Below are 11,135 nucleotides of genomic sequence, written 5' to 3'. Positions count from 1 at the left end.
GGTGCGGCTCCGCCAGCAGCCATTGCGGCCATGCCCTGCTCGACCATCGCTTCCAGCTTGTCGATGAGGTCGCGGTCGGTGCCCTCGGGCTCGGCTTCGGTNGCCTCGAGCCCGGCCAGAATCTCCTTGATGCGGTCGATCGACGACAGGATCACCGTCACCGCCTCAGCGGTGACCGGCATGCCGTCGCGGAATTTGCCCATCAGCGTCTCGCCGGCATGCGCCAGCGCTTCGAGCCGCGGCAGCCCCAGAAAGCCGCAGGTACCCTTGATGGTGTGGACGAGGCGGAAGATGTTATCCAGGATCTTGGCGTTGTTCGGCTCCTGCTCGAACTTCACCAGCTGATTGTCGACGGTGTCCAGGCTCTCGCTGGTCTCCGTCAAAAACTCCCGCAACAGATCATCCATGAAAACAGGCCTTCATAAGGGAGGGCGCACATGTGCGCCTTTCAGAATGGGGCCAGCTTCTCCGCAAAGCGTTTAATATTGGTTGAGTAAGTGCAAAAGAACGGAACCAACAAAGAGATAAGGCGCTCCGAAGGTTTCGAAGCGCCTTGTAAAGCTTTGATTAACGAGTGCCGTGCGGTAGCCGTTTACGAAGCCGTAACAGTTATCGCCTCGCCCTCGGGCGCGAGCTTCACGGTGAGCCCGCAGGCCTGCGCCAGCAGGCGCGTATAATAAGGCTGGATCGCATGCGCGTCCGCGGCGGGTCCGCGCTCGCCGCTCAAGAGCTCGGCGATGTTCTGCGGCAGGCGCGCATTGTGTCCGGTGGCGGTGACGCAAAAGCTCATGGTCTCGCCGTCGCCGATCGGATCGACCTTCAGCATGCCGCCGCGCGGGATCGTATGCTGCGCGATCACGAGCATGTTGAGCAGCAACTTGACGCGGTTCTTCGGCAACAGCAGCCGCGGCAGATTCCAGGTGATCGTGCACTTGCCGTCCTCGATGTGGCCGCGCGCCATGTTTTGCGCGTCACCGAGATCGATCTGCGCGCCGGACGATCCGGCCGCGCCGAAGGCGAGCCGGCAGAATTGCAGCCGCGCCGATGCCGTCTTGGCGCTCTTGCGGATCAGATCCAGCGCGAATTCACGATCCTCGGGCTTGGGATCGTCATCGAGCACCTCGAGGCCATTGACGATGGCGCCGACAGGGCTGATGAGGTCGTGACAGACCCGCGAGCACAGAAGCGCCGCGAGTTCAAGCATATCGGGAGCAGTAGCGGTACCGGGTGACGAGGTGCCAGACATCGATGGTTCCTGGAATTGCACGGCCAGAAGGCGGCGAATCACGCGTGCCCTAGAATTGGCTCGGGTTCTAACATTCGCACCCCCGTCGCAGCTAGCGCTTGCGATAGGCTCGAAGCGGCCATAAGGGACGCGAATCAACTTGAGGCGAAAGAGGTTGCCGATGAATGAGGCATGCAGGTGAAGGGGCGCATTGAGGGGCCGACTGCCCTTGGCCTGATGGAGCCGTTGACTGCGCTGGTGCTGAAGGCGGGCGAAGCGATTCTCGCTGTCAATCGGGCCGCGATGCGGGTCGACGGCAAGCAGGACGGCTCGCCGGTCACCGAAGCCGACCTCGCCGCCGACCGCATCATCGGCGAGGGGCTTTTGCAGCTCGCGCCCGACGTGCCGACGTTGTCGGAAGAGCGGGCTCAGCTTGCGACGCCGCCGTTTCAGGGCAGCTTCTTCCTGGTCGATCCCCTTGATGGCACCAAGGAATTCGTCGCGGGCCGCGACGAGTTCACCGTCAATCTCGCCATCATCACCGATGGCGTGCCGCTGCTCGGCATTGTCAGCGCGCCCGCGCTCGGCCTGCTCTGGCGCGGCATCGTCGGGCGCGGCGCGGAGCGCGTGAAGTTTGATGGCGCTATCATCACCGCCGCCGAGCCGATCCGGACCCGAAAGCTGCCGAAGCCGGGCGAGCCCTGGGTCGCCGTGGTCAGCCGCTCGCATGGCGATGCCAGGAGCGAAGCCTTCCTTGCCAGCCGGCCCGGCGCGGTCAGGCAGACGGCGGGCTCGGCCGTCAAATTCGGCCGCATCGCCGAAGGCACTGCCGACATCTATCCCCGCCTCGGCCCGACCTCGGAATGGGACGTCGGAGCCGGCTGTGCCGTGGTCACCGCCGCCGGCGGCAAGGTCACGGACGGCAAGGGCGGCGAGATCCGGTTCGGCGAGAAACGCGACGACTTCATCGTCCGGGAGTTCATCGCCTGGGGCGACCCGCAAGGCGAGTTCGGCCCTACTGGCTGAGCTGCTCCTGCAGCGCGGGCCAGCGCTTGCCGACTTCGTAGAGGAAACGCTCGGGATTGGCGGCAAAGGCGTCGCGACTGTCCTCCCGGCTAAACAGATAGAGCCGCTGGGCCGAGATCACGAAGAAGCGGGGATTGCCCGCAATGACGACGCCGCGGGCGATGTCGGTGGGATCGTAACCGCCGAACTGCGGTCCATAGACCTCGGGATGGGCCAGGAACTCGGCCCGGTTGCCCTCGTTGCGGAACCGCCAGACTGCACCCCACAGGCTTGCCTCGAACTCGGCGGTGCCCTGGACAGGCCCGCCATCGACGAAATAGGCCACGGGATCGAACCCCTCGATGGCCACCCCGGAAAAGCGGTTGACCACGATCCGCTCGGTGGTGGCGGCCTCGACCGCCGGGCCGTAAAAGACAAGCCAAAGGCCGGCCAAAAGCGCGATCCAGGGGCCGATCAAGGCAATTCCGGGGCGCAAAGGGCTATCTTCCTGCCGTTGTGCCGTCATAGTTGCTGCGGATAACATCCGAGTCGAGGGGACATCCAGCGCAACCTAGCCCTCGCCTGTTGGCGTCAGGTTAAAGGTGCGTCCGGATTCGATACCAGGGGTTCTTTTATGACTTTCGCATCACGCCTCGCCGCGGTCGCACTTGCCGCGCTGGTGGGCTGGGTCGTGCCGGCCTCCGCACAGCAGGCGCCGCCGCCCAACCTGCCGCCGCCGCAGCGGACCCCGACGCCGAACACCTATGGGCCGGACGAGCTCGTCGGCGCCGGCCACCGCTTCTTCGGCAACGTCTCGCGCGGGCTCGCCTCGATCATCGAGAAGGCGGTCAGCCAATGGGGCCTGCCGAACGGCTACATCCTGGGCGAGGAAGGGTCCGGCGCCTTCGTCGCAGGCCTGCGCTATGGCGAAGGCACGCTCTACACCAAGAACGCTGGCGACCTCAGGGTCTTCTGGCAGGGGCCCTCGCTCGGCTTCGACTGGGGCGGCGACGGCGCGCGCACCATGACGCTGGTCTACAACCTGCCCGCCACCAACGCGATCTACCAGCGCTTCGCCGGCATCGACGGCTCCGCCTACATCATCGGCGGCTTCGGCATGACGGCGCTGACCGCCAACAACATCGTGCTGGTGCCGATCCGGTCCGGCATCGGTCTGCGGCTCGGGGCCAATATCGGCTATCTGAAATACACGCCGCGCGCGACCTGGAACCCGTTCTAGAGAACTCGCCCGGGGTCTTCGACAAAAAGGTCGAAAACAACCCCATGCAAAGTAGCCGATGACCACCGGCGCGATGCCTTGCGCATCGTGCGGAACCGTCGGGCAAATCAGCTGCATCATCGCGGCGCGCGGGATGGATGGAGCCGTTGCGGAGCTGCCTTTCCGCTAGCGGGAGCCGTCACGTCCTGAGGCTCCCCTACTTTTTCGGTTACAGATTCACGTTAACGACGGGCCGGGGCTGGCTTTTTGCCGGCCCGCCATGGCATGGTCTTTGGTAAATTTTTCCTTGTCTTTGGGAGTTCTGGCTCATGGTCGAACCGATCATGTACCTTGCGATCGGTTTCCTGCTCTCGATGCTGTGCGGGCTCGCGATCGTGCCGCTGGTGCATAACCGCGCGGTGCGCCTGACCACGCGTCGGCTCGAGGCGGCAACGCCGCTGTCGATGGCGGAGATCCAGGCCGACAAGGACCAGCTCCGCGCCGAATTCGCGATGTCCGCGCGAAGGCTCGAAATGAGCGTCGATCAGCTCAAGAACAAGACCACGAGCCAGCTTGCCGAGCTCGGCAAGAAGAGCGACGCCATCAACCGCATGAAGATCGAGCTTGGCGAGAAGAACGCCACGATCTTCGCGCTTGAGGCGCGCGAGAAGGCGGTGAAGGAGCAGCTCCGCGCCACCGAGGAGGAGTTCAGCGCCAAGACCGAAAGCTTGCGCACCGCCGAGCAGGCGCTGACAGACAAGCAGGGCGAACTCGCCAGGATCAACCACGAGCTCTCCGACCGTTCGATGATGGCGGAAAGCCGCCAGGTCGAGCTGGTCACAGTGCGTGCGCAGATCGAGCAGCTGAAAAATCGCGTCGGCGATGCCGAGAAGGAGTTTGCCTCGACGCAGGCGCGCCTGACGCAGGAGCGTTCGGACTCCGAAACCGCCTCGCGCGAGCTCACCGACGCGCGCGGGCGTGTCGAGAATCTGAGCCAGCGCGTCACCGAGCTTGACCGCCAGCTCATCGTGCAGGTCAAGGAGGCCGAGATGCTGTCCGGCCGCGTCGCCGATCTCGAGGGCCGGCTCGCAACCCAGGGCAAGCTGCTCGCCGAGCGCGACTACGAGAACAACCAGCTCCGCCAGGGCCAGGAGACGGCCGAGCGCACCATCAAGGAACTACGCACCGAGATCGCCGGCCTCAGCGCCGGCAACAAGTCGCCGGCGCTGGAGGCGCTGCGCAGCGAGAAGGCCGCGCTCGAGGAGCAGCTCAAAGCCGCGCGCGACGAGCGCGGCAAGCTCCAGCGCGACATCAACGCGATCCAGCAGCAGGCCGAGAGCTCCTGGGCGACCGAGCGCATGGAGAACGCGCTGCTGCGCGAGCGCATCAACGACATCGCCGCCGAGGTGGCCAAGCTCGCGATACAGCTCGAAGGCCCGAACTCGCCGATCGAGGCGCTGCTCGCGACCGAAGCAGGCCAGGCGCCGAAGCCCGCCCCTCGCCCGGCCAATGGCGCCACGACGAACGGCGCGGCCGCGGCCGGCCTGCCCGAGGGCGGCGGCACGCTCGCCGAGCGCATCCGCGCCCTCCAGGCCCACGCCTCCCGCGCCCGCCAACAGGGCGCGTAAGCGGCCAAAAGACGATTTTCGCAGGGATTGCGAAGTCTACGGACAGTTTTCCGGCTGGATGCCGCCTGAAAACTTGACACCTTTGGCCCGCACTTCTAAATCGCGGGCTCTGACATGCCGGTCGGCCAACCGCCTGACCGGCACATTGGTCCCGGGCGCATAGCTCAGCGGGAGAGCGTTCCCTTCACACGGGAGAGGTCCAAGGTTCGATCCCTTGTGCGCCCACCATTAGACCTTTATCATCAACCACTTAATGAATTAATTCCCTGGATGTGTGCCCCAGAAAAGCCGGGGCACAACTGGGGCACTTCGGCACAGTTGATGCCGGCGAAATGCCGGCCAGTGCGTCCTGATGAGCGCGTTGTATTCACTGGCGCTCGAGAGGCGTCGTGGCCCGTTCGCTTTACACTGGCGACAAACGCATCTTCGGCGAAGACAAGGAGGTTCGATGGCAAAGAGCTGTTCTCGGAGTCGAACCTTGATTGGGACGGGCATGCATGGGTCGTCTAGGGCGATTGGCTCGCGGATGTGTCGGTCTCCCGCCCAATTGAACAGGGACTACTCGGACAGGCTCCTAGAGCACTGACAGCCGAGATCATCAACGATGTGATAGCGGCGATAATGGATAGATACGCCGCCGCACCCTGCCTTCATCCACCAACTCTTGCGCGGAGGATGAAAAAGGCGGGCGCAAGCGCCCCGCTTCCATGACTATCGAACGGACTTGGATCGAACCTCAGGCCAACCGCCCATGGCGACCGATCATGCTCTCGATCCTCATATCAAGCATCAGCGTCTTGAGATCTGGCGGTGGGTCAGGGTTCTCATTGTGGTGGATAATTGCCTGGTTCACCTTGCGTCCGCAGCCGTCGACCCACCCCTGATTTTCCTCATGGATTGTCTGCGAGCCATCGGGCGTCAACTGATCGAGAGTCCGCCCGGCGTTGGACTGCGTCACCTTCAGATTGTCTTTGCCATCCTTGTCGTCACCGAGCCCCTCGATAACCATGGCGTTGTCGCCGTTCGTAATAGTAAGCTTCGAGGAGATGGTTTTGCCGTTACCGTAATCGACGGTGTTCACGGTGATCTTTGTGCCGTCATCGAGCTGCAGGGTCATGTCTTTCTTGAAATCGAAATCGTCCCTGCCGTCGCCATTGGCATCGACGTGAGGATCGCCGTGGATCTTCGTGACATGGCCGGTCTCGTTGTTACGAACCATCCAGGTGCCGTCCTTCTCCTTGGCTGTGATCGTGTACTTGTCGCCAAGGTTGATCGTGGCCTTGCCATCCTTGACCTCATGCGTCCACACCGGATCCGGCAAAGGCGGCTGGCTCTGGTACTGGTAGGTGCCCGCCGGAACACCGCCGGCATACCGCTCCAACAACGTATTGAACGTGGTATTGGCGGCCGCGCCTTCCGGCACCAAATTACTCGTCGCCGCATCGAAAGCGCCGACCACGGGAAGACCGGTCACGGGAAGATACACCATTGTAATTCACTCCTGTTGCATTGAAGTCCTTTTGCATTGAAGTAAGCGGCAGACTGCGAGTGCCACGCGCATAATCAACCGGGCACATTACTCACGAAATCTTCCGAAAGCACCGTTCGCCCGTCCGTGGCGGGCGCACCATGTTTCTCGTTGCCAACGACACCAGCCTTGATGAGATGAGGCGACCCTACCTCTCTCATCCGAGCTCCCCGGCACGTTCATATCGCGCGCATCCAACTCGCAGGGACTCTACCCGTAGTACCTGTCGAAAAGCTGACGATGAGTAACGACCGACTAGCATCTCAGCTTTCGTTACCACCCGACCGACGTGCGCCTGTGGAGCTCATGCGAGGCATGCACTACATGGGCGTGTTGCCGAACGAGGACCGGCAGCAGACGAATTTCACCATTGGTGGCGCGCCATACACGGCAACGTTGGGCCTGTCACGTAAGCAAAACGACATTCGGGTCTTCCTAACGCATCGCACGTAATGGCTGTGGACGCGACCCGTCCGACAACCTCAACAAGGACTGAGCGAGACCGCTGACTTCGGCCGAGCCACGAGCGCCACCTTGTCGGCTGGGGAAGATGTCCTCACGGGGATAGCAAAACGGGATGTGGCGCGATGCGCGGCAGAGATCCGTATTGAATTCGATGGCCGTCCAATTCTCCCCGACCGTTGTCAGAATTTGCCTTACCTAACCTTGGACTGTCGCCTCAAGTTCTCCTCTCACTCTCGGCTTTGCGGGAAATCCGTCGATCAAGCCGATGCTGACTTCTCCAACCAAGGGGATCGTATTCCGGGAGTTACCACCATTTGATCCTCATCGCTTAGACGATCTTCCATGCCTAAAAGGCTGAGCCCTACAGCATTGTGGCTCGACACGTCCGTCAGATCTCAGCTCGAGCACAAGCCGATAGATGTTGGTGGTTGCAACCGATCCCCCGTTGTCAGAGGATTGCTCGCCGATAGACCCGTTCGTATGTCGCTGTAAGCTCTGGTGCAACCCCACTAACGCGCCCGTCCGAAGTAGTCAGCATTGTTCATGTATTTCTCCTAGAGCGAAGACCTGCAAACCTGTTCGTTGGGGTGTTTCATGAAGAGACGAGAGAGCGATGATAGATTTGATTTTAGAGCCGGTGGGGCACCCTCTACGACACCCAAACGATCAAGAGCTAAGAAGCTGACAGCAACAATGAAACGACGCGCTTTGAAAACTCGGAAACCCGAGCAGAAGCGCTCCCCGTTTCGTGAACGAAACTGAATACTCGAGAGGCCTTGGAGGTTATCGAAGCGCAATCAGACGTCGTTGAACCGCCTTATGGTTGAGGCACGGTTTCTGGAGTCACTTTTCGAATGAGAATACTTCTACTTCTCTTCGCGGCGCTTTCAATCATGATGGCCGCACATGGGCCGCGCCAGGATGTTTTTGTGCCGCGCTCGACCGCGCCCTTGCCTCCAGTCAACGTGACCTAGCCGCTGTTCCTATCTGAGACATTGACGCTGAACACGAAAGCAACGCGTCGAAGGTCGGGAAAGACCCAGTAGGCGCGCCGATCAACGTCGCTCGGCTTAATTTACTTGAAAGTATCGACGGCTGGCCCTTCGCCCCCTCGTTCAGAACCCTGCAAGAGGACATCTTCTTCGAGTAACGCGACGAAACGCGTGCCATACGCGTCGGTTGATCGAAACACAAGTGGATCGTTGACTTTGCGTTCGGCGTAATAGATCACAAGCTCTAGAATGGAACGGCCTGAAATTTGTAAGTGCTTTCCACCATCCATCAGCATCTCGTCGATCTCACGGCACCATCTTGCTCGGAGACGGATGCAACCAGCATTGCTCCTCGATCTCAAAGAAGAGGCTCGGCGCCTCGCCCGGATCACGCACGAGCAGGTCGAGTCTCGTCCTGATCGAGGCCGAAGAACTGACCGAACAAAAAGCCACAGCCCGGCGGCGTCCGGCGCTCATCCAAGACGAGATGCGCCGGATCCAAGACGAGGTCGGTGAGAGCGAGGCAGCCGCGTGGCGCACGCACCGCGAGACGCAACGCTTCGGCCGGCCGCGAGCGCGTGAGGTTCTTTGCCTTGCTGATTTTCGCCGCTCGATAAGCGGCGCTCGCGCTATAACGCCAGCGGTGCGACCGTCCTGCAATTCGAGAGGCTATGCCGTCACAACGGTGGAAAAATCGGCACGCGGTGCGTCGCCGTGGAACGTGCACCGCGTGCCGCCGAAGCTCGTGCCAGTGCGCGGGCGACCAGCCCGCCGATACTGGTCGCCTCTTCCACGAGCATCAGTATGTCGCGTATGCCGCATCCACCTGACGAGAAGCTGACGGCGCGGCCACTTGCATCTGTCTGGTCCGGAGGCAGCCATGGCCATAATTGAGCTGTACGAGACCTATTGCGCGCTGGAGGTGCAAATCACGCGTTCGGCAGCGGCGCGCCGAGATCGAGGATTCAATCTGCGCGCGGATCACGGTGAGACCTGCATCGGCGATCTTGTGTTTCGCCTCTTCCAAGTCTCGATTGCGGGCCGCCGGCTGTCTTCTTTTCGAGTGACGCGGCATCTGCCTCCGCCGCCGGATGAAAGCGCGGGGGTTCGGCTTCTCACGAACGCGGGCCGATTTGCTAGGCTAGCATAGGCCAATGAGCGAAGAGCGTTGGATCGCGCAAAGAGGTCCTGCGGATCCAATCCTCTGCCCGCCCGCGCTGTCGCTTGAGGCGCTTGTATTTAGCCATCGCCCAACGCGCGAGGCGTCGGTTCAGATAGCGCAGCGTCGGGTTGGCGTTCATCTCGAACTCTCCTTTCCTATGCTGCTGCAGCACACGCTCAATGGCTGGCCTGCATGTTCCCCTGCCGACGCTTCGCCAGCGCCCTCACGGACGCTGCCGCACGGCTCGGGGCCGATGTGAGGCGCTACTCCTTGGTCGTAATGGACTCTCACCATCTATTCCTTGCCGGCCTCCCGGCGTACACTCGGTCAGACTAAGCCGTTGATATGTTTTGCCTTGTTAGGTGTTTGCCCTACGTTTCACGGTGGTTCACCCAATACGTTGCCATTTCGCGGCGCTCTGAAGATGATGTAACCTTGAGGGCCCACTCGCCGGCGTTTCGGTTACGTTTTTGACCAGATTGTCAGGAGATGAGTATGCCCGCCCGCACCCAAAGCGCCGGCACCTCGCACGCTGAGTTCATGCGAGCCGCGAACGACGAGCTAGCCAAGTTCGAGCGCCGCGAGCGCGAGTTTCGAAAGAACGACCGCGACGAAAGGGCCAAAACGTTGCAATTGCCGGTAGAAAAGTACGACGCTGAACATTGGCGCACACGGAAACCATCAAGCCTACTTCATCGAACCTGAGACCGCGCGCTCTCGGTGCGACATGAACATGCCTCAACACGACAGCAGTGCGGACAGGCGTCTGTCTGACGTGGTGGTCTTGCTGCAGGGTGGCATCGACACTCGCTGTAGGAACGGAATAGGGAAACGGCACGAGCAAGAGGTTGAAGGCATGATGTTCGGACTCCCGGCCGAGTTCGTCGGCGATATGCCAATGCGTAGTTACATTGGCGATCGACGGCAACAGAGCGAGGTGGTGAGTGAGGGAGCGAAGCGTGCAGCCGACGGTCGGCGGCGGAGCCAGCGCATCGATCCGCGCCGTCATCCGTCGGCACAGGACCTCGAAATCCTGCACACCCATCTGTGGCCAACGCCGTAGCGGGATCGGATTAGCCGCCGCGCCGAGCAGCGGAATAACGGGCTCCGAGCCGACTCCGCCTGGTCGACCGACGACGACGTTGTCCGCCGCCACGGCGAATCTTTTGCTGAGGAATTGCTGGCAGTTCCGTCGGCCGAGTTGGAAATCGTGCGCGCGGAATCTTTCGTCGAGAAATCCGCCGAGGCCGCCGAGCAAGCCGCAAGCGATCGCGTAGCGTTCGAGCGGAACCCGCGCTTCCACCGTGGCCGGCGCCTCGATCCGGGGAACGCGGCGCAGCGGCGCAATCAGGAAACGGCTGAAGTCGCGTCCGTCGACGGCGGGAGCGAGATCAGAAGCGCGAAAGCGCGCCTGGTTGAGCAGCGCCGGCAACAGCGCGCGGACGATCGCGGTGAGCGCGGGAGAAGGCGAGCCTTCAGGCAGGAAATTCGGCGGCTCGGGAAACGGCGCCACCATTATGTTCGTCCGTTCGACCGTCGTGCCATCTGTCGGAGCGCGCGACGATCCCCCGATCAATGCGAACTGTGCGTAGTCGAACGGGTTGTTGTTGACGATGCCGCCGTCGAGGCTCTCGAAGTTGAAGGTATCACACTGACCTAGCTAGCACTACTCTGGCAGATTTTTAGTGGTGGCGAGATTTTTGGGATTCTCAAGAGAGTGCTTGCGTGATTCATAAGAGGTCGGCTCATGGAGGGCCGATCAATGAACGTGGACTGGCGGGCTGATCTCGATCGCTGGCTAGCGCCGTTTGTCGCGGCACTACGGCACAAGACGAGGGCGCGGATGTGTCCAGCCTATATCGCGGGGCTGATTGGTCCAGGAGACCGCAAGAGCATTCAGCCGATGGCGAC

Annotated in this window: 9 protein-coding genes, 1 tRNA gene and 1 pseudogene; 5 read left to right on the top strand and 6 right to left on the bottom strand. The window is 61.8% G+C overall.

The annotated features are described in order from the left end of the window. Both YUU_RS0144790 and chpT read right to left on the bottom strand, forming a co-directional pair. A partial coding sequence (locus tag YUU_RS0144790; protein WP_027523607.1) for an Hpt domain-containing protein occupies nt 1–407 on the bottom strand: 407 nt, incomplete at its 3' end. Nucleotides 408–592: 185 nt separating this feature from the next. Beyond that, entirely contained in the window at nt 593–1,246 is a 654-nt protein-coding gene (gene chpT, locus YUU_RS0144785) for a histidine phosphotransferase ChpT (RefSeq protein WP_027527982.1), read from the bottom strand. A 171-nt stretch (nt 1,247–1,417) separates the two neighbouring features. Between chpT and YUU_RS0144780 the strand changes: the two genes are divergently transcribed. Next, a complete protein-coding gene (locus YUU_RS0144780) occupies nt 1,418–2,251 on the top strand; it encodes a 3'(2'),5'-bisphosphate nucleotidase CysQ (protein WP_027527981.1) in 834 nt (277 codons plus the stop codon). Here YUU_RS0144780 and YUU_RS0144775 read toward each other — a convergent pair. Next, nucleotides 2,241–2,726 (bottom strand): YHS domain-containing (seleno)protein, encoded by a 486-nt coding sequence (locus tag YUU_RS0144775; RefSeq protein WP_027527980.1) that lies wholly within the window; start codon nt 2,724–2,726, stop codon nt 2,241–2,243. The two genes, YUU_RS0144780 and YUU_RS0144775, sit on opposite strands and share 11 nt — an antisense overlap. Before the next feature lie 138 nt (nt 2,727–2,864). On the opposite strand from YUU_RS0144775, the gene YUU_RS0144770 reads away from it, so the two are divergent. The 3 genes from YUU_RS0144770 to YUU_RS0144760 all read left to right on the top strand — a co-directional run bounded on the left by YUU_RS0144770 (nt 2,865) and on the right by YUU_RS0144760 (nt 5,305). Then, on the top strand, nt 2,865–3,470 hold the full coding sequence (locus YUU_RS0144770; protein WP_027527979.1) for a DUF1134 domain-containing protein: 606 nt from the start codon (nt 2,865–2,867) through the stop codon (nt 3,468–3,470). Between the two features lie 308 nt (nt 3,471–3,778). Beyond that, entirely contained in the window at nt 3,779–5,077 is a 1,299-nt protein-coding gene (locus YUU_RS0144765; protein WP_027527978.1) for a hypothetical protein, read from the top strand. Between the two features lie 153 nt (nt 5,078–5,230). Continuing rightward, a tRNA-Val gene (locus tag YUU_RS0144760) sits at nt 5,231–5,305 on the top strand. A 508-nt stretch (nt 5,306–5,813) separates the two neighbouring features. Here the strand turns inward: YUU_RS0144760 and YUU_RS54350 are convergent. The 3 genes from YUU_RS54350 to YUU_RS63140 form a co-directional block, all read right to left on the bottom strand. After that, a complete protein-coding gene (locus YUU_RS54350; protein ID WP_051390269.1) occupies nt 5,814–6,566 on the bottom strand; it encodes a DUF1521 domain-containing protein in 753 nt (250 codons plus the stop codon). 1,579 nt (nt 6,567–8,145) lie between these two features. Continuing rightward, nucleotides 8,146–8,352 carry a hypothetical protein gene (locus YUU_RS0144745; RefSeq protein ID WP_156944919.1) on the bottom strand — a complete coding sequence of 69 codons (207 nt, stop codon included), beginning with the start codon at nt 8,350–8,352 and terminating at the stop codon, nt 8,146–8,148. Between the two features lie 1,410 nt (nt 8,353–9,762). Then, entirely contained in the window at nt 9,763–10,656 is an 894-nt protein-coding gene (locus YUU_RS63140; protein ID WP_156944917.1) for a hypothetical protein, read from the bottom strand. 293 nt (nt 10,657–10,949) lie between these two features. Here YUU_RS63140 and YUU_RS60765 point away from each other — a divergent pair. Continuing rightward, nucleotides 10,950–11,135, top strand: a pseudogene (locus tag YUU_RS60765) (transposase); the annotation flags it as partial.

The sequence above is a fragment of the Bradyrhizobium sp. Ec3.3 genome (genome assembly GCF_000472925.1).
Lineage (GTDB): Bacteria > Pseudomonadota > Alphaproteobacteria > Rhizobiales > Xanthobacteraceae > Bradyrhizobium.
Note: the sequence above shows the minus strand (reverse complement) of the source record. Positions and strands in the feature narration are given on the sequence as shown.